Raw genomic sequence first — 22,081 nt, 5'->3', positions numbered from 1 at the left:
CATCAGCCAGGACATCGCAATATGGCGGTGAGCAGCCCACAGGCGGAAGTGCCGCACGAGAGGCGGATTTTGACCGCTCTCTGCTACGATCTTGTCGGATCAACCGATCTGCTCACGGCTCTGGACATGGAGGACGTCCAGGACCTGATGTCGGCGTTCCAACACGCTGTTCGGCAGGCGATCGTATCCAATTCTGGCGTCGTCACGGTCGAAGCCGGCGACGGTGGTGTGGCACTCTTCCCGACAGAGATCGACGCCAGGGACTCGGCAGCACTCGCCGTTGGCGCTGGGTTGGACATCGTGGAGGCATGCAGGCGCGTCGGCCGGGAGAGCGGCAGGCCCGACCTGCAGGTTCGCGTCGGCATTGCGACGTCGGTGAGCTTGATCCAAGGAGGACCAGAACAGGCGATCCCCGACCATGTCACGGGACCTGCGCTCGCCATGGCTACTCGGCTGCAAGGCATCGCCGACCCGAACACCGTTCTCACGTCACACAAGACGAGGAGCCTGGCGCGTCGGTCCCATGCGTTCGTTTTCCGCGGAGCCCGCACCGTCAAAGGCTTTGTTGAGCCGGAGCGGGTCTGGCGCGCACTCCGCCACAAGCGGCAAGTTGATCGCTTTTTCGCATTTGGACGGCTGACAAGCCCGCTTGTGGGGCGCGCTGAAGAACTGAGCGTGATCTCGGACCTATGGGCCAACGCAGTTTCGGGGCAGGGCGAAGCCCTTTTCATCGAGGGCGAGCCAGGCGTCGGCAAATCTCGCCTTGTCCATGAGGTTCGAAGGACGACACGTCGAGAACGAGCACAACTGCTGCTCTTCCAGTGCTCGCCTGGCGGTGATCGCTCCGTGTTGCTGCCCCTGCTGCAGGCTCTTTCTGAAGGCGTCGGGCAAGCCACAGGCCCGCCAACATCTGCCGCGATCGCCGAACAGCTTCGACGCCTCGGCATCACCGATGCCGGTGTGGCCGATCTGTTCTCCTTCCTGCTAGGAGCCAAGGGAGCCAGCCCGGCCCTGCAGGACGCGGATCTCGAGACCATCCGCGAGAGAACCCACTGGGCCATCCGTCGAAGCCTAGAGGCGCTATGCGCAAGCGGTCCCATCGTCGTTGCGGTCGAAGATGTGCATTGGATCGATCCGACCTCCTGGCAGTTGCTCGCGGAAGTCGTGCGTATTGTCCCTCAGTATCCCGCCCTTTTGATCGTCACAGCTCGGCGCGGATCGTCGGCCCGCCGATCAGAAGCGCATGGCTTCCGGCACATTGGGTTGTCCCCGCTCGATCAGCAGGAGGCGCGGAAGGCGATTACCAATCTATGGCCATCGGGCAGGGATACCGATCAGACGGAGCTTCTCGACACCATTGGGCGAATAACCGGGGGCATACCTCTCTATATCGAAGAAACATGCCAATGGTTGGCTGAGGCCGCCGGCCCCGCAGCGGACAAGCTGGCTCGGACCATCTCGCAGTCTCATGGGTCCACGTTTGAGAGCGTGGTTGAAGCCAGACTGGGATCCTTGGGCCTTGCCAAGGATATCTCGCAGGCCGCAGCGGTTGCTGGCAATCGGTTCGACCAGGCACTGCTCGTAGTGTTGTTGCCCGAGTTGGAGCAGGAGACGATCGGCGACGCACTGGAGGCTCTAAGCGATGCTGGTTTCCTCAGGCGCATTAGACCTTCCGGCCGGCCGGCCTACGAATTCCGACATGCCTTGATCCAAGAGACAATCTACAATTCCCTGCTGCGCAAAAGGCGACAGGGCCTTCAACGCACGCTGTTCAACGCTGTCGACCGCGATCGGCGAATTGCTCCGTGGATTGGAACTGCCGAGCTCGCAGTCCTTGCCGAGCGGGCCGGCCTGCCGGAGAACGCAATCGAACTGCTAATCGTGGCTGGCAAGGACGGGTTTTCTCGATCGGCATTGGTCGAGGCCCGCCAACTTCTCGACCACGCCCTGGCCCTTTGCGATAGCCTCAGCGAGCCCCAGCCACGGGAGATCCTCCGGCTCTCCGCAATGGTTGCACTCGGTCCGGTGTTGACCAGTGCCGAGGGGCCGAACTCTCCTCCTGCCCAGAAGCTCTATCAGGATGGAGTCGACCTTGCCCGAAGACGCCCTTTAGCTGAGCGGGCCAAATGGTTTCCGCTCTACTGGGGGTGGTGGTTCACTGGGACCGATGTCGACGGTGAGCGAGCGCGGGCCGTCCTTGACGAACTTCGGGATGTCGAGGATAGCGAAGTGCAACTTCAGACGCGGCACTGCGTCTGGACCATAGACTTCTATCTCGCACGGCATGAGAGCTGCATTTCAGCGGTGGACGCGGGCCTCTCTCTTTACGACAGTGTCGACAGGGGAGAGGACACCACGTTGTTTGGAGGACATGACGCCCGCGTCTGCGGCTTGGCACATCGGTCGCTGTCGCTATGGTTCACGGGGCGAGCCGCAAGCGCGACGCGATCGGCCGAGGAGGCGAGATCCTGGGCACATCAATTGGGTCACGCGGGCAGTATCGCACATGCCTGCGTTAACCAGGCGATGTTGCATTATTTTCGCAGGGATATCTCCGCGCTCCGAAACGTCGTAGGCGAGATCCGCTCTATCACGGGCAGCTACATCTTCCCCTCACTTGTCGCTACAACCCAGATACTTGAGGGATGGTGCGACGGTGTCTCCGGTGATCCTGGTAAGGGCATCGCTTTGATGCGACAGGGTCTTGCCGCTCACCACGAGCGCCAGACACCGGAGGACTATCCTGTCTACTGCGGAATGCTCGCTGAAACTCTCGCGCTCGATGGCGAGACCTGCGAGGGATTAGAGTTGATATCGCTGGCGACAAGCGAGGTCGAGCGAAGCGGCCAGCGTTATTGGCTCGCCGATCTTCACCGCCGCAAAGCCTATCTTCTGTTCCAGAAGGGCGCTCCTCCTGACGAAATCGTGAGCGCACTCAGCATGAGCTTAGCCGTCGCCGCAGAACAGAATGCGGTGCCGCTTCTGCTTACCACCTACGACGCTCTGCTGTGGTCGGGCCTCTCCCCGGAGCTGGGATTGTTGTACCGCGAGTGCGCCGATGCAGCGAAGACCCGCCTCAACCCGAATGCCGCGCTGATCGTCAATCCAGAGCCGATGCCACGGCACGGGCGCGCCAAGTGACAAGGATAGAAATTCCGACCCCGCTCCCTGATCGATATGAGCGTTCGGGCCCGCTGCCGGAAGACGCGCTGGCGAGACTGATGGCGATGCGCGGCGCTTTGGGCATCACGCGGATCGCCGATATCACTGGTCTCGACCGCATCGGCGTCCCCGTGGTGCAGGTAGTGAGGCCGTTCTCCCTCTCCAATGCCGTCTCGCAAGGCAAGGGCGGCACCATGACCCAAGCTGCAATTTCGGCCATTTTAGAGGCTGCCGAGGCCTACTTCGCCGAGCGCGTCGACCGCTTCGAATCTGTCGTCGCGTCGGCCAGTTCGTTGTCCATCGCGGCTGGCCGTTTCGCCAGGCACCTTCGGGACGGCGCACCCCCTGATTGGCACGATCAGGAGATCGCGTGGGTGGAGGCCACCAATCTGATGGACGGCAGTCGCAGCATGGTTCCGCTCGAACTCGTGCACACCGCCTACACGGTTCCGCCGCAGCCATATGACGGGATCTTCGCAGCATCGACGACTGGCCTTGCAGCATCCTTCGTTGAGACGGATGCGATCGCGCACGGAATTCTCGAATGCGTCGAACGGGATGCAGTTGCCCGCGCGAACCGCATTCATGGCTTCTTCCAACGCAACCGCATCGATCCGGCGACGATTGATGATGCTGCGGTCTGCGAGTTCCTGGAAACCCTGAGCGCCAAGGGGCTGATCGTCGGCCTCTGGCAAGCACCGTCACCTATCGGCATAGCGACGATCTGCTGCCATTTGATGGAGGACGTGGAGGGACAAGAGGCACTGCTGCCCCATCCAGCCATCGGATCGGCCGCAAGCCTGGATCCTGCCGCAGCGATAGCTCACGCCATTCTCGAGGCGGCGCAATCACGTCTGGCGGCCATCTCGGGCGCTCGTGACGACATGACCCGCGCGGTTTACCCGAAGTACCCGGACTGGCAGATGATCGCTGCCCATCGGCGGCTGATCGCAGAGGGCCCTCGCACTCAGAGCTTTCTGAAGCTGTCGAAACCGGAGACCGAGGGCGTCAAAGATGGCCTCCCCCCCCTCCTCGCATTGCTCGAAAGCAGCCACATCAGAGACGTCAACCTGATCCGGCTGGAGACCGAGCCTCTAACCGGCCTGAGCGTTGTCCGGATCGTCATTCCAGCGCTACAGCCGCTGCTTGAAAGCTGACTGCATGAAACCCAGGCTTATTTTCACCGGCCCCACCATATCGCACGCAGAGGGGTCGAGCGTCCTTGACGCAATCTTTCTTCCACCGGCGGTTCAGGGGTCAATCGTATTAGCTGTGCATCGGTTCGATCCTGCCGCAATCCTCATTATCGACGGTGGCTTCCAGAGCGAACCAGCTGTCAGACACAAAGAGATCCTTTGGGCGCTTAGCCTCGGAATTCCAGTCGTTGGCGCCGCCAGCATGGGTGCGCTGCGTGCCGCCGAACTCTTTCCCTACATGCAAGGTAGCGGCCTAATCTATAGATGGTACCGTCGATATCCGTTGGCTCCGGATGACGCTGTCGCTGTTCTGCATGGGCCAGAGGTGGTGAATTTCGCACCGCTGACCTCGTCATTGATTGATTTGAGGATGACCATTCGCGCCGCTCATCGCCGCGGGCTCATACCTGTCGATCTCGCGGCCAGCATGGAACTCATCGCCCGAAATCTCAATTTTCGGGATCGCACACTTACCAGGGTCATCGAGGGCGCACTGAAGTCGGAAGACGAGCCCACGGCCGCAGCGTTTCAGGCGCGCATACAATCTATTTTTGTTGAGCAGAAGAGGACAGACGCGCTCGGTGCGTTGCAGCTTCTGCGGGCGGGTGTCGTTGCGCCACCCGCCGTTCCGGACTTTACCCTGACGGCGGCCTTCGACCGCGATCTCGAGGATGCCGGCCTGACGCTTGGACATGGTCAAACTCGATCGGCGGCAGCGTTGGATACGCCTACATCGAACGGAGAAATTTACGTGGCTTGATCCTGGGTATAGGCTTTTTAGCCATGGGGGAACATGCCGAGCAGATTGGGACGGTCGACCGCGGAGGCCCTGGCAGTCGCGTCCTCGGGACACGCTTTCGAATTTATCCGCAGGCACCATACGTCGCTGGCTACGAGACACCCGAGACAGTGTGGATTTCGACTCCGCCCGATCAAATACGAGTAGGTCCAGAGGATCACCGCATCTATGTCCGCGATCCACTCCTTGCTAAGGAGCCATACGAATATCCCTACCTTCCGCCTTTCGTCGGCGAGGTCTTTCCACCCGCAGAACCAGCTTTCGACGGACACTTCGATCAAATACCGTTGAATTCTAGGCGTTTTCTTGCCGCTCACGCGTTTGCGTCGGTAAGTCGGGTCTTAGATATCTGGGAGAGCTATATCGGTAGACCTACCGTTTGGCACTTTGCAGAAACCTACGAGCGGCTTGAGATTATTCCCCGGATCGATTGGAATAATGCTCAGTCGGGCTATGGCTTCCTCGAGTTAGGGCAGGACCGGGGTTTGGACGGTCAGGCGCACCCGTTCGCGCTCAACTTCGATGTCATCGCCCATGAAGTCGGCCACGCTATACTCTTCTCGCTGATTGACGTGCCCGAAAAGGGACTCAGACAAGCAGACTACGCGTCATTTCATGAGACGAGCGCGGACCTGATCTCACTCCTGTCCTTCCTTCATTTCGACAGCGGCCTGGATAGGCTGCTGCGTCACTGCAACGGCAATCTTCTGATATTAAATGAATTGAACCGGATAGGCGAGCTTGTGGGAGATCGGCAGGTCCGTTTGGCCAGCAATTCGAGACGCCTTTCGGAGGTGACAGACGAGCTCCATGATCGCTCACGCCCGTTCACGGGCGCCGTGTTTGACACAATCGTCGACAACTACCACGCGAGGTTGGTGGCTGAGGGGTTAGCTGACGAAAGGCTGCTGGAACTCGATATTAGGACAGTCAGCCAAACCGCCATGCAGAAGATCTCCGATTTTACGGCACGAGCTTTCCGTGCCCGTCCGTTTCTCTTCAAAAGCGCTCTGACGAGGGCGAGGGACGACGTGGCGTTGGTGCTGGCACGAGCTTGGCTCCTTCTCGATGTTGATAATTTGACCTTTGAGAGCGCGGGAATCTCTCTAATAAACGCCAGCAAGCCCATCGACGCGTTTCTCGCAACAAAACTTGAAGAAAACCTTTCATGGCGGGAGATAATCTGACTCATCCATACAGATTGAGGAGAACAACTATGGCCGACGACTTTCACCGCCCGACATTAACATTCCCTGATGGAGCGTATAATGCTACTCAGGTTAGGCTCTACGGAATATCGGCCCCAGATGATCTTTCTTATTCCAATGACCCTAAGAAAGAATTGGATGACGGAAGCTATTCTATAATGATAAGCCCTGTATCAGTTATAAAAAATTCGGACCAACAAGCAACATCTTCTGTAGTCGACGAACTCAGAAAAAAGAAATTATCTAACTCTGGAATATTCCACAATATCTTAGAAGATCATAGCGTAAAAATACCAGTCGCTTATTATCAAATAATTAAATTTGACGTAAAACAATACGGAACAGTAGGTCTCGTTTTATTTAATTCTTCGGCACCCGAAGCACCATCGCCTAATAGATTTTCGTCGTGCGGAATAATAGTAGGTTACGCATATGAAGGACATTGCTATGATCTTCCTAAACCAAAGATAATGGTTCTTCCGACTCCTCCGGTGCCTATCCCAGAAGATGATTGCGGATATCAACTCAAAAGGGATTCCAACTACCGCTTGTGGGTCGTCGACAAGCTAGAAGAATGTGTAGAATTTGAGATGAATCAAGGATTTATCGAACAGATCGTTTTGGAGGCGAACCTCCCCGGCAAGCGGTCGCCCACCTCGTATGTTGGACGGGCAATGCTAGCTCATCGGAACGGAAGATTGACTGACTAACTCGCTTCTCTCACCTCACAACCGCATCCAGTATCGGGTCACCTGTAGACGCCGCGCTGGCCCGCGCACCGCGCGCAGCATAATCCTGCCACATGATGACCGCCGCGATCGGGTCGGCGTAGGGGCTCGCGGTGTTGAGGACACCCGGTAGCCGGGCCGCGATCCGCGCTGAGGTCGAAGGCCCCCCGCCGCCCATTACGCCAAGCGATTGGAGACGAGCGCCCGCAGGCCAGCGTAGCCGCCGCCCAGCACGGTTGCAGCTTGGGCGGGGGCCAAATAGGCCTATCTGCGTGAGGCCGACCGCGCCACCGCCCGTCATGCCGATGCGAGCCGTGTTGCTGTAGTTTGAGGTCCGGCCCACCTGACGCATACCCTCCGCGATCCTGGCGATGTCGTTCAGATCGCTGATGAGCTGCGGGTCGTCGGCGAAGACCTGCGCCTTCGCGTTCTGGGACATCTTCGCCCAATTGGTCAGGAACGTCGCCGCGGAGAACTCATCGCCCGCCGCGTTCTGCTGCCTGGGCTTGGCGCGGCCGAGATGCGCGATCGTGCTCGCCTGGATATCCGCCCTCCCCTCCGGCAACGTATTCCGGAGCAGAGCGGCGATGCGGTCGCCATCCTGGAAATTCGAGCCGACGAACTTGTTGAACAGCGTGCCGCCCCCATCGCTCTGCTGCTGGAGTCGTTGAATCGCTTCGTCGACGCGATCGAAAGCGACCGCGCACTCCGTGTCGCGGCTCGCACCGGCCAGGTGCTTCCTGCGAACTGCACCTCGGTGGGAAAGGCGTTGCTGGCCGAACTCGGCCGACAGCAAGTGCGCGCACTTTATCCAGCGGGCGATTTGCCGTTTCAGACGCGCCACTCGATCAAGTCGATGCGTTCCCCGGAGGCCGCCCTCGACGAAGTCCGGTAAATGGGTTGCGCCACTAACCTCGAAGAGAGCGAGGAGTGGAGTGCACCCCTGGACTGAGACAGAAGAATTGGGGTGACATGGGCGATCGGAGGCTGAATGCCCGACAAGCCCAGGACTCCCACCCGCAGTTTCCCGTCGTCGCTGAAGCAGGCGGCGAGATGCGACCTTCCCTCCCCGTCGCCGCATCCGTCTCGCAATGTGACCCGACAACAAGGGTCGGCTTCGGGGCCAATGAGACCGGGAGGGATGTCCGGTTCGAAAGTTTCCGGACTGCCTCCGAACGTCAGCTGACGGGACCAGCCCCGCCCCTGAACGAAGGCCGGTCCCGGGGCGGCTGGGTCGCTGGCAATGTCCGGTTCGGGGCAGCCTGAACCACCTTCGGATGACAGCATTGGGGACGAACCGGCAATGAGGAATGGGCGCTTCATTCAAGGGGCCGGGGCCGCTTAGCGGCCCCGGCCCGACGGTTCTATTCAGCAGCGTTCGCGTATCGCTCGCCGTCGGCCATATCAACGCCCAGACCGGCCCCTACCTCTGTCCCGAAGCAATGCCGGCAGCCAGCTAGTCCCAGCCAGAAGCTGCTCCGCGGCGTCGGCCATCTCGTGCTTCTTCATTCCCGCCATCCGGTCGGCTGCTTCAGACGCCCACGGCGCGGAGCTACTTCGGCCGGGTCACGAAAGCGCATATCCTTGCCGCCGTACGCGAGGGCGTGCCGAATGCCCAGGTTTGGGTCGTCAGCGACGGAGTTAGACACGGCGGGTGGGCGACGGAGAGCGGCCGGCAGCCCGCCGAGGGAGGCGGGCCGCGCCCGGTCGGAGCGGTTGCGGCGGTGCGCCGGATGAGCGGCAGGGCCGGAACGGAGTCGAGGACGCGCGCCAGCGCGTTGCGGACCGGCGCGGCGGGCCTAGAGGCAAGCGACACCCACCCCGCGCAGTCGAGGGAAAGATCGAGCGGGACGATGCCTCCCGTGAGCGCAATGGGACTGTGCCGTCCCGCTCGCCGCATGGCCTGAGATCCGTAACTGCGGACATGAAAGACGCGCCCTGCCCGAAGGCAGGGCGCAGCAAGGCGCATCAGGCCCAGATGACGCCGAGGCACTGGGCCTCTTCGGCGTATCGGCTCAGCGGCCGGTCGGCCCGGAACAACAGGTCGCGCTCAATCGGCAGTCCGAGCCCGCCACGGATCGCGGCGATCTCCGAGACAGCCCCGCGCGGTGAGAGTGAGAAATCGCGGATCCGCGTAGTCTCGACGAACGGATCGGGCGCTCGGCGGTGGCATCATAGTGACGCAGCGAAAACGCAGTTCTCACTTTCATCCCGCGCGGGACGATTTCACCCTGTCATTGCGAATCCTTGGCCAGGCGCCTCTCTCCGCCCAGCGGCCTCCGTGCCTGCGGGAGGGCGCGGCCACCGGGGCCGATTGCCGCTGGAACCACCTCGGGCTTGCGCGCCTTATCGTGGGATGCCGCATCGTCCTCCGCCGCGCCGCCCGTCATGATGCCCGACCTCTATATCGTCACCCTGGCCGGGCTGGGCCTGCTGGTGCTGCTGGTCGCCTGGCTGCCGATGGTGCTGCGCCGGGCGCCGCTGTCGCTGCCGATCATCTGCGTCCTCGCCGGCTATCTCGCCTTCAGCCTGCCCGTCGCCGGCCCGGCGCCGTTCCCGTTGTGGTTCCCGGTGGCGACCGAGCGGCTGACCGAATTCGTCGTCATCGTCGCGTTGATGGGCGCGGGGCTGAAGCTGGACCGTCCCTTCGGCTGGCACGGCTGGCGCCAGGTGTGGCGCCTGCTCGGCATCGCCATGCCGCTTACCATCCTCGCCACCGCGGCGCTGGGCTGGTGGTGGCTCGGGCTGGGCCCGGCCGCCGCGCTGCTGCTGGGCGCCGCCCTGGCGCCGACCGATCCGGTGCTGGCCGCCGACGTCCAGGTGGGGCCCCCGCGCTCGGGCGAGGAGGACGATGTCCGCTTCGGCCTGACCGCGGAGGCCGGGCTGAACGACGGCCTCGCCTTCCCCTTCGTCAACCTTGCCATCGTGGCCGCCCTGGCGGCGGGAACCGCCGGCCCCTGGACCGCGGCCTTCACCGGCTGGGTCCTGGTCGACGTCGCCTGGAAGCTGGCCGCCGGCATCGGCATCGGCTGGGCCGCCGGGCATGTGCTGGGCTGGGCGACCTTCCGCGCCCACGCCCGGGCCCGGCTGTCGCGGACCGGCGACGGCTTCGTCGCCCTCGGCATCATGCTGCTGGTCTACGGCGTGACCGAGATGGCGCATGGCTACGGCTTCGTCGCGGTCTTCGTGGCGGCGCTGGCGCTGCGCGCGGCCGAGCGCGAGCACGACTACCACGACACCATGCACGCCTTCATCGAGCAGGCCGAGCGGCTGCTGATGATGCTGACCCTGGTGCTGTTCGGCGGGGTCATCGCCCAGGGCCTGTTCACGTCCTTGACGTGGGCCGAGGCCGGGGTCGCCATCGCGATCGTCTTCCTGGTCCGCCCCATCCTGGGCTGGATCAGCCTGGCCGGCCTGTCCTGGCCGCGGCGCGAGCGCGCGCTGGTCGCCTTCCTCGGCGTCCGCGGCATCGGGTCGTTCTACTACATCGCCTACGCCCTGAACCACGCCCCCTTCCCCGAAGGTGTGCAGCTGTGGTCGGTGGTCGGCTTCGTCGTGCTGCTGTCGGTGGTGGTGCACGGCGTCACGGTGACGCCGCTGATGCGCGGCCTGGACATCCAGGACGGGCGGAACCTCGACCCCTAACCTATTCCGCCACTTCCGGCGCATTGCCGGCCAGGCGCGGGAAGGCCCGGGCCCAGCGCTGGCGCGACCTGCGGCGGAAGCGGTCGAGCACCAGGTAGAGCACCGGCGTGGTGTATAGCGTCAGCACCTGGCTGACGATCAGCCCGCCGACGATGGCGATGCCCAGCGGCCGCCGCAGCTCGCCGCCGTTGCCGAAGCCGGTGGCCAGCGGGATGGCGCCGAAGATCGCCGCCATGGTGGTCATCATGATCGGCCGGAACCGCAGCAGGCAGGCCTCGAAGATGGCGTCGCGCGAGCTCAGGCCCCGGGTCCGCTCCGCCTCCAGCGCGAAGTCGATCATCAGGATCGCGTTCTTCTTGACGATGCCGATCAGCAGGATCACGCCGATCATCGCGATCAGGCTGAATTCGGTGTTGAAGGCCAAGAGCGCCAGCACCGCGCCGACCCCGGCCGAGGGCAGCGTCGACAGGATCGTCAGCGGGTGGATGGTGCTCTCGTACAGGATGCCGAGCACGATGTAGACCGCCGCCAGCGCCGCCAGGATCAGGATCGGCTCGTCTCGCAGCGAGCTCTGGAACACCTGGGCGGTGCCCTGGAAGGTGCCGTGGATGGTGGCGGGCATGCGCAGCTCCGCCATCGTCTGGTCGATCGCCGCGGCGGCGTCGCTGAGCGACTTGCCCGGCGCCAGATTGAACGAGATGGTGGTCGCCGCGAACAGCCCCTGGTGGTTGACCGACAGTGGCGTGTTGCCCGGCCCGTAATGGCTGATCGCCGCCAGCGGCACCATGGTCTCCTGGTTGGTGCTGACCGCGGCCCCGCTCGACGTGCCCTTGCGGCCAGCATTGGCCAGCGCGTTGGTGGCGGCGTTGCGCGCGGAATCGTCCGAGCTGTTCGCCACGGCAGTGCCGGCGCCGACGGTCCCGACGGTGCCCGCCACCGCATTGGTGCTCGCGGTGCCGCTGGCGCTGCCGCCCGAGGTGCTGATGTAGATGTCCTTCAGCGTCTCCGGGCTCTGCCAGTACTGCGGCGCCACCTCCATCACCACATGGTACTGGTTGATCGCGCTGTAGATGGTCGAGACCTGGCGCTGGCCGAAGGCGTCGTACAGCGTGTTGTCGATCTGCTGCGGCGTCACACCCAGCCGCGCCGCGGTGTCGCGGTCGATGACGATGTCGGTCTCGATGCCCTTCTGCTGCTGGTCGGAATTGAGATCGGCCAGGATCGGGTTGCGCTGCAACGCCTGCAGCAGCTTCGGCCCCCATTCCTGCAGTTCCTCCGAGGAGTCGGATTGCAGCGTGAACTGGTAGGCGGCGTTGCTCTGCCGCCCGCCGGCCCGGATGTCCTGCGCCGAGACCAGGAACAGCCGGCCGCCCGGCACCTGCGCCAGCGGCCCGCGCAGCCGGGCGATGACCTCGTCGTCGCTGAGGCCGCGTTCGGACAGGGGCTTCAAGGTCACGAACACCGACCCGGTGTTGGTCTGCGACCGCCCGCCGCCCCCGCCGCCGGTGAAGCCGACGACGCTTTCCACCGCGGGATCGGCGCGGACGATGTCCGCCAGCTGGGTCAGCTTCTGCTGCATCAGCTGGAACGAGACGCTCTGGTCCGCCTGGATGCCGCCGACCAGCCGGCCGGTGCTTTGTTCCGGGAAGAAGCCCTTCGGGATCACGGTGAACAGCGCGACGTTCAGGCAGACCACGCCGAACAGCACAACCAGCACAAAGCCGACATGGCGCAGCGCCCAGGACAGCGTCCGCTCATAGATCTTCAGGGTGCGGTCGAGCAGGCTGAAGCGGCGCTTGCCGGCCGGCTTCGGCCGGTTGCGCAGCAGCAGGGCGCACAGCATCGGCGTGGTGGTCAGCGAGATCGCCAGCGACACGCAGATCGAGATCGACAGGGTCAGCGCGAATTCGCGGAACAGCCGGCCCACCAGCCCGCCCATCAGCAGGATGGGCACGAACACCGCCACCAACGAGATACTGATCGACAGCACGGTGAAGCCGACCTCGCGGGCGCCGCGCAGCGCCGCCTGCCGCCGCGGCATGCCCGCCTCGATGTGGCGGGTGATGTTCTCCAAGACCACGATGGCGTCGTCGACCACGAAGCCGGTGGCGATGGTCAGGGCCATCAGCGACAGGTTGTCCAGGCTGTAGCCCAGCAGGTACATCACCCCGAAGGTGCCGATGATCGAGACCGGCACCGCCACCGCCGGGATCAGCGCGGCCCGCGCGTCGCGCAGGAAGGCGAACACCACCAGCATCACCAGGATGACCGAGATCACCAGCGTGCTCTGGGTGTCGGTCAGCGACGACCGGATGGTGGTGGTGCGGTCGGCGTTCGGGGTGATGTCGATGTCGTTCGGCATCGCCGCGCGCAGATGCGGCAGCTCGGCCTTCACCCGGTCGACCGTGTCGATGATGTTGGCGCCGGGCTCGCGGAACAGCAGCACCAGCACCGCGGCCTGGCCGTCGGCCAGGCCGGCGTTGCGCAGATCCTCGACCGAATCGTCGACCGAGGCGACGTCGGACAGGCGCACCGCGGCGCCGTTGCGGTAGGCCACCACCAGCGGGCGGTAGTCCTCGGCATGGCTGGCCTGGTCGTTGGTGTAGATCTGGAAGTGGCGGCCGCCCTCCTCGATCGACCCCTTCGGGCTGTTGGCGTTGGCGGCGGCCAGCGCCGCCCGCACATCCTCGAGCCCGATGCCGTATTTGAACAGCGCGTCGGGGTTCAGCTCGACCCGCACCGCCGGCAGCGCCGCGCCGCCCAGCTGGACCTGGCCGATGCCCTGGATCTGCGACAGGCGCTGTTCCAGCACGTTGCTGGCCGCGTCGTAGATCTGGCCGCGGGTCAGGGTCTTCGAGGTCAGCGCCAGGATCAGCACCGGCGCATCGGCCGGGTTGACCTTGCGGTAGGTCGGGTTGCTGCGCAGGGCGGCCGGCAGGTCCGCCCGCGCCGCGTTGATCGCGGCCTGGACGTCCCGGGCGGCGCCGTCGATGTCGCGGTTCAGGCCGAACTGCAGCGTGATGCTGGCCTGGCCGACCGAGCTGCGCGACGTCATCTCGGTGACGTCGGCGATGGCGCCGAGATGCCGCTCCAGCGGGCTGGCCACGGTGGTCGCCACCGTGTCCGGGCTGGCGCCGGGCAGCGAGGCCGAGACCGAGATGGTCGGGAAATCGACCTGCGGCAGCGGCGACACCGGCAGCTTGCCGTAGGCGACCAGCCCGGCCAGCACGATGCCGAGGGTCAGCAGCGTGGTCGCCACCGGCCGGGCGATGAAGGGGGCCGAGAGGTTCACGCCCGGGTCTCGCCGCCCGCCGGCCGCGGCTTCGGCCGGCGGGACAGGCGCCGGGCCAGCCCGTCGAAGGCGAGGTAGATCACCGGCGTGGTGAACAGGGTCAGAAGCTGGCTGACGATCAGCCCGCCGACGATGGCGACGCCGAGCGGCCGCCGCAGCTCCGACCCCATGCCGGTGCCAAGCATCAGCGGCAGGGCGCCGAGCAGGGCCGACATGGTGGTCATCAGGATCGGCCGGAAGCGCAGCAGGCAGGCCTGGTAGATCGCGTCGCGCGGGGCCTTGCCCTCGTCCCGCTCCGCCTGCAGTGCGAAGTCGATCATCATGATCGCGTTCTTCTTCACGATGCCGATCAGGAGAACGATGCCGATGATGCCGATGACGTCCAGCCCGTCGCCCGCCGCCATCAGCGCCAGCAGCGCGCCGACCCCCGCCGACGGCAGGGTGGACAGGATGGTGATGGGGTGGATAAAGCTCTCGTAGAGCACGCCCAGCACGATGTACATGGTCGCGATCGCGGCCAGGATCAGCAGCGCCTCATTGGCCAGCGACGACTGGAAGGCGGCGGCGGTGCCCTGGAAGGCGGTGACGAAGCTGTCGGGCAGGCCGAGCTGCCGCTCCGCCCCCTGGATCGCGTCGACCGCGCCGCCCAGCGATGCGCCGGGCGCCAGGTTGAACGAGATCAGGGTCGCCGGGAACTGGCCGAGATGGGTGATCTGCAGCGGCCCGGCGCGCTGTTCGACATGGACGATGGCGGAGAGCGGCACCTGCCCGGTCGAGGACAGCGACGACGGCAGGTACAGGGCCTTCAACCCCTCCAGCGACTGCTGCAGCGACGGGTCGGCCTCCAGGATCACCCGCTTCTGGTTCGACTGGGTGTAGATGGTTGAGACGATGCGCTGGCCGAAGGCGTCGTACAGCACGTTGTCGATCGTCGCCGGGGTGATGCCGAAGCGGGCGGCGGTGGCGCGGTCGATCACCAGGTCGACGGCCAGGCCCTGCTGCAGGTAGTCGCTGGCGACGTCGGCGATCTCCGGCACCTGATCCAGCCGCTGCACCAGCTTCGGCACCCAGTCCTTGAACGCGTCCGGGTCGGCGTTCTCCAGCACGAACTGGTACTGGGTGCGGCTGACGGTGGAATCGATGGTCAGGTCCTGCACCGGCTGCAGGTACAGGGTGACGCCGGCCACGCCGGCGACCTCGCCATGCAGCCGGTCGATGATCCGGGCCGCGCTGGCGCTGCGCTGGTCGAGCGGCTTGAGGCTGATCAGGAACCGGCCGCTGTTCAGCGTGGTGTTGGTGCCGTCGACGCCGATGAAGGAGCTGAGGCTGGCGACGTCGGGGTCCTTCAGGATGGCCTCGGCCAGGGCCGACTGGTGGCGCGCCATCTCGTCATAGGACACGGTCTGCGCCGCCTCGGAGATGCCCTGGATCATCCCGGTGTCCTGCTCCGGGAAGAAGCCCTTGGGGATCACGACGTAGAGCAGCACGGTGAGGCCGAGGGTGGCCACGGCGACCAGCAGGGTCAGGGGCTGGTGGTCCAGCACCCAGCCCAGCGCCCTTCCGTACTGGCCGATGATCCAGTTGAAGCCGCGCTCGGCGCCGCGGTCGAACCGCCCCCGCTCGGCCTCCGGCCGATGCCGCAGCAGCTTGGCGCACAGCATCGGCACCAGGGTCAGCGAGACCACCGCCGAGATCACGATGGTGACCGCCAGGGTGATCGCGAACTCATGGAACAGCCGGCCCACCACCTCGCCCATGAACAGGAGCGGGATCAGCACCGCGATCAGCGAGACGGTCAGCGAGATGATGGTGAAGCCGATCTGCTCGGCCCCCTTCAGCGCCGCCTGCAGCGGGGTCTCGCCTTCCTCGACGTAGCGGGCGATGTTCTCGATCATCACGATGGCGTCGTCGACCACGAAGCCGGTGGCGATGGTCAGCGCCATCAGCGACAGGTTGTCCAGGCTGAAGCCCAGCAGGTACATCGCCGCCAGGGTGCCGACCAGCGACAGCGGCACCGACAGGCTGGGGATGATGGTGGCCGCCATGGTGCGCAGGAACAGGAAGATCACCATCACCACCAGCGCCACCGACAGCATCAGCTCGAAGCCGACATCGGCGACCGAGGCGCGGATGGTGACGGTGCGGTCGTTGAGCACCGCGATGTCGACCGCGGCGGGCATGGTGGTCTCGAGCTCGGGCAGCAGCGCCTTGATGCCGTCCACCACCTGGATGACGTTGGCGCCCGGCTGGCGCTGGACATTGACGATGATCGCCGGGGTGGTGCCGGCCCAGGCGGCGAGCTTGCCGTTCTCCGGCCCGTTGACCACCGTGGCCACGTCGGACAGGCGGATCGGCGCGCCGTTGCGGTAGGCGACGACGACGGCATCGTAGTCCCCGGCCTTGGTGATCTGGTCGTTGGCGTTGATGGTCGACGACCGGGTCGGACCGTCGAAATTGCCCTTCGGCGTGTTGACGTTGACGTTGCCCAGCGTGGTGCGGACGTCGTCGATGGCGAGGCCGTAGGCCGCCAGGGCCTGCGGGTTGACCTGGATGCGCACCGCCGGCCGCGCGCCGCCGCTGAGGCTGACCAGCCCGACGCCGGGCTGCTGCGAGATCTTCTGCGCCAGCCGGGTGTCGACCAGGTTCTCCAGGTCGGTCAGCGGCAGGGTCTTCGAGGTCACCGCCAGCGACAGGATCGGCGCGTCGGCCGGGTTGACCTTGGCGTAGATCGGCGGCGCCGGCAGGTCGCCCGGCAGCAGGTTGCCGGCGGCGTTGATCGCGGCCTGCACCTCCTGCTCGGCGATGTCGAGGCTGAGGTCGAGGCCGAATTGCAGGGTGATGACCGAGGCACCGGCCGAGCTGGCCGAGGTCATCTGGTTCAGCCCCGGCATCTCGCCGAACTGCCGCTCCAGCGGTGCCGTGACCGAGGAGGTCATCACCTCCGGGCTGGCGCCGGGATAGAAGGTCTGGACCTGGATGGTGGGGTAGTCGACCTCCGGCAGCGCCGATAGCGGCAGGAAGGTGTAGGCCACGGCGCCGACCAGCAGGATCGCCGCCATCAGCAGCGAGGTGCCGACCGGGCGCAGGATGAACAGGCGGGACGGGTTCATGGCCGGAGTCCGTCCGGATGTGAGAGATTTGCGTGACCTCTCCCGCTTGCGGGAGAGGTCGGAGACGCGAAGCGGCTCCGGGTGAGGGGGTTTTGTCGAGGCCGGAGCCAGCCCTCACCCGGAAATCCCAAGGGATTTCCGACCTCTCCCGCAAGCGGGAGAGGCAATCGGAGTGCACCCCGAGGCCTGTGAGTCCGGCGAGACGCTACCGTGCCCGACCGGCTGGGCCGCTGCCGGCCCGCGCTCATCCGTTTGCCGGGGGCTGCTGGGTCTGGCCGTCGCGGCGGCGGTGCTGGCCCTGGCCGCCCTGCCCCTGGCCCTGCCGGTGGCGCTGGCCCGCCTGCCCGGTGTCGTCCGTCGGAGCCGCGGCCGGCGTCGCGTTGCCGGTGCCGCCCGCGGCGATGGTCACATGGGCGCCGTCGCGCAGCCGGTCGGTGCCGTCGACCACGACCTGGTCGCCGGGCGCCAGGCCCTTCTCGACCGACGCCATCTCGCCGTCGACCGCGCCGGTCGTGATCGGGCGCACCGACACCGTGCCGTCCTGGCCGACGAGGTAGACGAAGGCGCCGGGCGCGCCGTGCTGGACCGCCGCAGTCGGCACGGTGATGACATCCTGCAGCGTGTCGACCAGCAGGCGGGCGTTGACGAACTGGTTCGGGAACAGGGTCTCGTCGGCATTGTCGAAGGCGGCGCGCAGCTTCAGCGTGCCGGTGGTGGTGTCGATCTGGTTGTCCAGGGTCGACAGCGTGCCGGTGGCCAGCGCCTTGGTGCCGGTCCGGTCGAAGGCGGTCACCGGCAGGGTCGCCCCGCCATGCAGCCGCGCCTGGATCTGCGGCAGGTCGTCTTCCGGCAGGGTGAAGATCACCGAGATCGGGTGCAGCTGGGTGATGACCACGAGGCCGGCGGCGTCCCCGGTCTGGACGTAGTTGCCGGGGTCGACCTGGCGCAGCCCGACCCGCCCGTCGATCGGCGAGAGGATGTGGCAGTAGTCGAGGTTCAGCTTCTGGGCGTCGATCTGCGCCTGGTCGGACTGGATGGTGCCCTGGTCCTGCTGCACCAGGAAGGCCTGGTCGTCGACCTGCTGCCGCGACACCGCATTCTGCTTCAGCATCGACTGGTCGCGGGCCAGGTCGCTCTGGGCCTGGTTCAGCGCCGCCTGGTCGCGCGCCAGCTGGCCCTGGTCCTGCTCCAGCGCCACCTGGTAGGGGCGCGGGTCGATCTGGGCCAGGAAGTCGCCCTTCTTGACCATCTGGCCTTCCTGGAAGCCGACCTCGATCAGCTGGCCGGAGATCTGCGGCTTGACCGTGACGGTGGCCAGCGGCGTGACGGTGCCCAGCGCGTCGAAGCTGATGCGGATGTCGCCCTTGCCGACGGTGGCGACGCCGACCGGCTGCGCCGCGACATCGGCGAACCGGCCGGTGCGGGCCGGGGCCGCCGTCGGCGCGGTCACCACCCGCCAGGTGCCGTAGGCGAGCAGAAGCACCACCACCAGCCCCACGCCGACCCGCAGCACCCGCCACCGGCGGCGCGGCGGGGCGGTCTTGTCCGCCACCTGTCGATCGCGATCCTCGACGCGAGCATCCATGACCTGTCACCCAAAGCATCGGGCGGCCAGCAGGCCGCGCGTCCCTACACGGCATGACGATCCGGGTTCCGTCGGTGGCCGCCGGCCCTGGGCGCGTTCGCCGCACCCACGGGGATACGGCACAAACGCGCGGCTCGCGGGTTTAGGGTGCCTGTCGGGGTATTGGGGCCGCGCCGCCGGCGTGGGGTCGGGGGGACCGGATGCAACGGGAATTGCTGGCGCCGCTGGTGCTGACGGGAAAGCTGTGGTGGCGCTTCTGGCCGCAGCTGACCCTGCTGGTGCTGATCGGCATCCTGCTGAACGACCAGTTGCTGCTGCTGTCCGCCCATATCGGCTTCGTCGACCGGTCGCTCGGCTTCGCGGCGCTGACCCTGGTGGTGCTGACCAAGCTGGTCGTCACCGTCCTCGGCTTCATGATCCTGCGGCCGGCGCTGCCGGCCGTCGCCGCCGCCCGGGCGCTATCGACGGGAACGGCGGTGCCGATCACGGGGCCCGATGACGCCGCGGCGGACGCGGCGGACGTGCCCCAGGCACCGGTCCCACCAACCACGCCGACACGCCGGCAGCGGCTGACCAGCTTCGCCACCACGCTGACCATCGCCCTGGTGCCGTTCTTCGCCTACTACGCCGCCTGGGGCCTGTTGAACGACACCATCCGCGAATACTCGATCCTGGGGCTGGACCTTGCCCCCCTCGGCGGCGAGGGCAACCTGCTCGATGCGATCGGCGGCCGCTGGCTGGTCGTCTCCATCGTCGTCACCTGGATCCTGCGCCGGCTGTTCAAGGCGCTGCGCGACCGCACTGGCGCCCCGGTCTGGAAGCTGCTGATCGTGCTGTGCGAGACCAACTGGGTGTTCATCGGCCTGTTCGTCCTGTCGCAATGGAAGGACGAGGCCATCGCCTGGGTGGCCAGCGGCACCGCCTGGGAGTGGCTCAACCGGATCTGGCAGGCGGTGCTGACACCGATCTCCACCGCCTTCGCCGCCGCCGAGCCGGTGGAGCAGGCGCTGCCCGACGCGACGACCGTCGCCACCGGCCTGTTCTTCTACGCCCTGCTGCCCCTGATCTGGCTGGTGCTGGCGGCGCTGATCTACGGCCATGACCTGGGCGGCGACCCCGGCTGGATGCGGCACCGGCGGCTGGAGCGGATCGGCAGCCGCTACGCCGCCCTGCCGAAGTTCATCCGCGACTTCATCGGCCATTTCATCGGCGGGTACCGCAGCCGCTACCTGCCGGTCGCCAACAGCATCCGGCTGGTGGTGCACGCCGAACTGGCCCTGCTGCTGATCTACATCGTCGGCTGGCGCGCGATCGGCTGGGCGGCCGACTGGCTGTGGATGGGCACGACGCATGTGATCGGCCCGCATCCGATCAGCCTGGAGCAGCTGTTCGTCGACGGCCTGTCGCTGCTGCTGGGCGACCTGTCGGGGACCACGTCCGGCATCCTGGTCGAGCCGCTGCGCATCTGCCTGGTCGCGGCGGTGCTGGAGATCGCCTTCGCCCGGTCGCAGGCGCCGGCCGAACCCGACGCGGTGGAGAGCCCGGCGGCCTAGTGGGATTCGAGGTGGAAGCGCAGGTAGCGCGGCCGCTCGCCGTCCATGCTCACGGTCGGCTCGACGGTCCCGGCCGCGTCGTTCGGCACGGTGAAGTCCTGCTCGATCCGCAGCACTGTGCCCGGCGCCCGCGGCTCCAGCGTCGCGGCGCCGCAGGTCATGGTGCCTTCGGTGGAGCGCGGGCCGCCGAAGCCACCGGCCGCCCAGCGCCGGCCCTGATCGTCCCGCAGCGATACCTGGCAGCGCCGCCACAGCACGTCGATGCCCGGCTCGCGCACGGTGACCTGGAACCGGACCCGGACGGGCGTGCCCTGGGACTGCACCCGCGGCCATCCGGACTGCTTGAACGGCAGGACCTCGACCGTCTCCAGCTTCCAGTCGGCCCCGGCGAAGCGGGCCTCGACACCGGCGGACACGCCGACCTCGAACAGCTCCTGGGCCTGCCACCACTCCTCGATATGCCCCCTCGCCGTCAGCAGATAGACGGCAGGCAGCGCCAGCAGCAGCCCCCACAGGCTGCGGCGGCGCCATCGCCGCTCGTCGGTATCGGTGGGCACAAGGGTGGTGTCGGCGGCATCCCCGGGCTGCTCGGCCGTCGTCATTCGATCATCCCCGGCGTGCGGTCGAGGTCCAGGCTGTCGAGGATCGGCAGCGATCCGCCGCCGCTGCCGAGGCTGATGCGGACGATGGAATCGAGCCGCGTGAGGCCGATCTTCGGGGCGACGAAGGTGGCGCCGCGGGCCTGGTCCTCGCGGATCTCGAAGATGAACCAGCCGCGCCGCGGCAGGCCTGGCTGCAGCGTGGCGCCGGACAGCAGGGACTTGACACCGGGCAGCCGGTCGCTGAGGGAATAGCGCAGCCCCGTCGGCCCCTCCCAGTCGGCCTCGTAGACCAGCGTGCTCTCCGACCGCGCCGCCACGGTCGCGGTGACGACCGCCCAGAGGCCGGAGGTGTCGCGGACGACCTCCTTGCCATACGCCGTGAACCGGAGCTGCCGGGCGAACTGGACCGTCTCGAGCCGGACCGTGAACTTCCGCGCCGTGACCGTGTCGCCGATCTGCCCATAGACCGGGATCGGGTCGGTCTTGCGTTCGTAGTAGGGGGTGTTCCACTGCATCGCCAGCAGCAGGATTGCGGCGACCAGCAGCGCCGCCAGTCGGCCGAGCCATCGGATCATGCCGGGCCGCCCCCCTGGACCGGCATGTCGATGATGCCGGCCACATGCGGATTGTACCCCCAGCCGGTCTGGCCCCGGAGATTGTCGCTCCGCTTGTAGTCCGAGACACGGACCGCGAATTTCAGCACCGGCGGCACCGCGGCCTCCTGCGGCAGGGTCCAGACCATCGCCAGCCGCTCCGTCATGTCCGGATGCAGCTCCGCGGCCCGATCGCCGTCGCGCAGCAGGAAGACGTCCGGCTGTTTCTCGGCGGGCGTCAGGTCCGGCGCCAGCAGGCGGTAGAAGCTGTTGCTGGACTCGCCGGTGCGGTTGGTCAGTTCGACCTCCACCACCACGGCCTTCTGGCCGTCCCGGACCTTGCGTCCGTCAGGGGTGGCGGTGTCGATCCGCGCGCTCAGCGGTATCACCCGCCACTCCCCCGCCTCGATCGGTGCGCCGACCGGGAAGTGCGGCAGCGGCTGGTCGGTGCGGTAGGAGGCGATGGTCATGACCAGGGCCGCCCCGACGGCCAGGAAGCCGCCGATGCCCGTGGTCAGCCAGACCACGGTCCTGCTCTTCAATCCATCCAGGCCGAGCCGTTGTCCGAGCGACATCCCACTGCGCCCAAGGCGCTCCCCCACCACCGG

At 66.2% G+C, this 22,081-nt stretch carries 16 protein-coding genes; 8 read left to right on the top strand and 8 right to left on the bottom strand.

The features are described from left to right. Positions 1-21 precede the first annotated feature (21 nt). The 5 genes from AB4112_RS12565 to AB4112_RS12545 all read left to right on the top strand — a co-directional run bounded on the left by AB4112_RS12565 (position 22) and on the right by AB4112_RS12545 (position 7,075). A complete protein-coding gene (locus AB4112_RS12565) occupies positions 22-3,141 on the top strand; it encodes an ATP-binding protein (RefSeq protein WP_441720029.1) in 3,120 nt (1,039 codons plus the stop codon). Then, positions 3,051-4,319 carry a YcaO-like family protein gene (locus AB4112_RS12560; RefSeq protein WP_309793835.1) on the top strand — a complete coding sequence of 423 codons (1,269 nt, stop codon included), beginning with the start codon at positions 3,051-3,053 and terminating at the stop codon, positions 4,317-4,319. Before AB4112_RS12565 ends, AB4112_RS12560 begins: the two co-directional genes overlap by 91 nt. Positions 4,320-4,323: 4 nt before the next feature. Further along, on the top strand, positions 4,324-5,118 hold the full coding sequence (locus AB4112_RS12555; RefSeq protein ID WP_441720026.1) for a TfuA-like protein: 795 nt from the start codon (positions 4,324-4,326) through the stop codon (positions 5,116-5,118). 149 nt (positions 5,119-5,267) lie between these two features. Beyond that, complete coding sequence (locus AB4112_RS12550; protein WP_309793833.1) at positions 5,268-6,344, top strand: hypothetical protein; 1,077 nt, start codon at positions 5,268-5,270, stop codon at positions 6,342-6,344. Positions 6,345-6,373: 29 nt separating this feature from the next. Then, positions 6,374-7,075, top strand: coding sequence for a hypothetical protein (locus AB4112_RS12545; RefSeq protein ID WP_309793832.1), 702 nt, complete (start codon positions 6,374-6,376; stop codon positions 7,073-7,075). Between the two features lie 10 nt (positions 7,076-7,085). Here AB4112_RS12545 and AB4112_RS12540 read toward each other — a convergent pair whose 3' ends face one another. Continuing rightward, complete coding sequence (locus AB4112_RS12540) at positions 7,086-7,532, bottom strand: hypothetical protein (RefSeq protein ID WP_374710606.1); 447 nt, start codon at positions 7,530-7,532, stop codon at positions 7,086-7,088. An 81-nt stretch (positions 7,533-7,613) separates the two neighbouring features. On the opposite strand from AB4112_RS12540, the gene AB4112_RS12535 reads away from it, so the two are divergent. Then, positions 7,614-7,988, top strand: coding sequence for an IclR family transcriptional regulator domain-containing protein (locus AB4112_RS12535; RefSeq protein WP_374710605.1), 375 nt, complete (start codon positions 7,614-7,616; stop codon positions 7,986-7,988). Between the two features lie 1,073 nt (positions 7,989-9,061). Here AB4112_RS12535 and AB4112_RS12530 read toward each other — a convergent pair. Further along, on the bottom strand, positions 9,062-9,181 hold the full coding sequence (locus tag AB4112_RS12530) for a DUF2958 domain-containing protein (protein WP_309794097.1): 120 nt from the start codon (positions 9,179-9,181) through the stop codon (positions 9,062-9,064). A 300-nt stretch (positions 9,182-9,481) separates the two neighbouring features. On the opposite strand from AB4112_RS12530, the gene AB4112_RS12525 reads away from it, so the two are divergent. After that, positions 9,482-10,738 (top strand): cation:proton antiporter, encoded by a 1,257-nt coding sequence (locus tag AB4112_RS12525; protein ID WP_441720020.1) that lies wholly within the window; start codon positions 9,482-9,484, stop codon positions 10,736-10,738. A 1-nt stretch (position 10,739) separates the two neighbouring features. Here AB4112_RS12525 and AB4112_RS12520 read toward each other — a convergent pair whose 3' ends face one another. From AB4112_RS12520 to AB4112_RS12510, 3 genes are all read right to left on the bottom strand, one after another. Next, positions 10,740-14,030, bottom strand: coding sequence for an efflux RND transporter permease subunit (locus tag AB4112_RS12520; RefSeq protein ID WP_441720017.1), 3,291 nt, complete (start codon positions 14,028-14,030; stop codon positions 10,740-10,742). Beyond that, positions 14,027-17,140: an MdtB/MuxB family multidrug efflux RND transporter permease subunit gene (locus AB4112_RS12515; RefSeq protein ID WP_441720014.1), complete on the bottom strand. Its 3,114-nt coding sequence runs from the start codon at positions 17,138-17,140 to the stop codon at positions 14,027-14,029. Before AB4112_RS12515 ends, AB4112_RS12520 begins: the two co-directional genes overlap by 4 nt. Positions 17,141-17,384: 244 nt before the next feature. Then, on the bottom strand, positions 17,385-18,725 hold the full coding sequence (locus tag AB4112_RS12510) for an MdtA/MuxA family multidrug efflux RND transporter periplasmic adaptor subunit (RefSeq protein WP_441720011.1): 1,341 nt from the start codon (positions 18,723-18,725) through the stop codon (positions 17,385-17,387). Between the two features lie 200 nt (positions 18,726-18,925). Between AB4112_RS12510 and AB4112_RS12505 the strand changes: the two genes are divergently transcribed. Then, positions 18,926-20,278, top strand: coding sequence for a hypothetical protein (locus AB4112_RS12505; RefSeq protein WP_309793826.1), 1,353 nt, complete (start codon positions 18,926-18,928; stop codon positions 20,276-20,278). On the opposite strand, the gene AB4112_RS12500 is transcribed toward AB4112_RS12505, so the two are convergent. The 3 genes from AB4112_RS12500 to AB4112_RS12490 are packed head-to-tail and all read right to left on the bottom strand — an operon-like array spanning position 20,275 to position 22,015. Continuing rightward, positions 20,275-20,880 carry a hypothetical protein gene (locus tag AB4112_RS12500; RefSeq protein ID WP_441720008.1) on the bottom strand — a complete coding sequence of 202 codons (606 nt, stop codon included), beginning with the start codon at positions 20,878-20,880 and terminating at the stop codon, positions 20,275-20,277. The genes AB4112_RS12505 and AB4112_RS12500 overlap by 4 nt on opposite strands. Next, complete coding sequence (locus AB4112_RS12495) at positions 20,877-21,455, bottom strand: hypothetical protein (protein ID WP_441720005.1); 579 nt, start codon at positions 21,453-21,455, stop codon at positions 20,877-20,879. Before AB4112_RS12495 ends, AB4112_RS12500 begins: the two co-directional genes overlap by 4 nt. Next, positions 21,452-22,015, bottom strand: coding sequence for a hypothetical protein (locus AB4112_RS12490; RefSeq protein WP_441720002.1), 564 nt, complete (start codon positions 22,013-22,015; stop codon positions 21,452-21,454). Before AB4112_RS12490 ends, AB4112_RS12495 begins: the two co-directional genes overlap by 4 nt. Between the last annotated feature and the right edge of the window lie 66 nt (positions 22,016-22,081).

It is taken from the genome of Inquilinus sp. 2KB_23, from assembly GCF_052115705.1.
In the GTDB taxonomy this organism is placed as follows: domain Bacteria; phylum Pseudomonadota; class Alphaproteobacteria; order DSM-16000; family Inquilinaceae; genus Inquilinus; species Inquilinus ginsengisoli_A.
The sequence above is the reverse complement of the archived record's forward strand: the minus strand, read 5'-3'. Positions and strand labels throughout refer to the sequence as shown.

Bases quoted from the DNA above. Each gene is read 5' to 3' on its own strand.
- AB4112_RS12565 (WP_441720029.1), top strand. From the start codon at position 22: ATGGCGGTGAGCAGCCCACAGGCGGAAGTGCCGCACGAGAGGCGGATT.
- AB4112_RS12555 (WP_441720026.1), top strand. From the start codon at position 4,324: ATGAAACCCAGGCTTATTTTCACCGGCCCCACCATATCGCACGCAGAG.
- AB4112_RS12545 (WP_309793832.1), top strand. From the start codon at position 6,374: ATGGCCGACGACTTTCACCGCCCGACATTAACATTCCCTGATGGAGCG.
- AB4112_RS12540 (WP_374710606.1), bottom strand. From the start codon at position 7,532: ATGTCCCAGAACGCGAAGGCGCAGGTCTTCGCCGACGACCCGCAGCTC.
- AB4112_RS12535 (WP_374710605.1), top strand. From the start codon at position 7,614: ATGCGCGATCGTGCTCGCCTGGATATCCGCCCTCCCCTCCGGCAACGT.
- AB4112_RS12525 (WP_441720020.1), top strand. From the start codon at position 9,482: ATGATGCCCGACCTCTATATCGTCACCCTGGCCGGGCTGGGCCTGCTG.
- AB4112_RS12515 (WP_441720014.1), bottom strand. From the start codon at position 17,140: ATGAACCCGTCCCGCCTGTTCATCCTGCGCCCGGTCGGCACCTCGCTG.
- AB4112_RS12510 (WP_441720011.1), bottom strand. From the start codon at position 18,725: ATGGATGCTCGCGTCGAGGATCGCGATCGACAGGTGGCGGACAAGACC.
- AB4112_RS12505 (WP_309793826.1), top strand. From the start codon at position 18,926: ATGCAACGGGAATTGCTGGCGCCGCTGGTGCTGACGGGAAAGCTGTGG.
- AB4112_RS12500 (WP_441720008.1), bottom strand. From the start codon at position 20,880: ATGACGACGGCCGAGCAGCCCGGGGATGCCGCCGACACCACCCTTGTG.
- AB4112_RS12495 (WP_441720005.1), bottom strand. From the start codon at position 21,455: ATGATCCGATGGCTCGGCCGACTGGCGGCGCTGCTGGTCGCCGCAATC.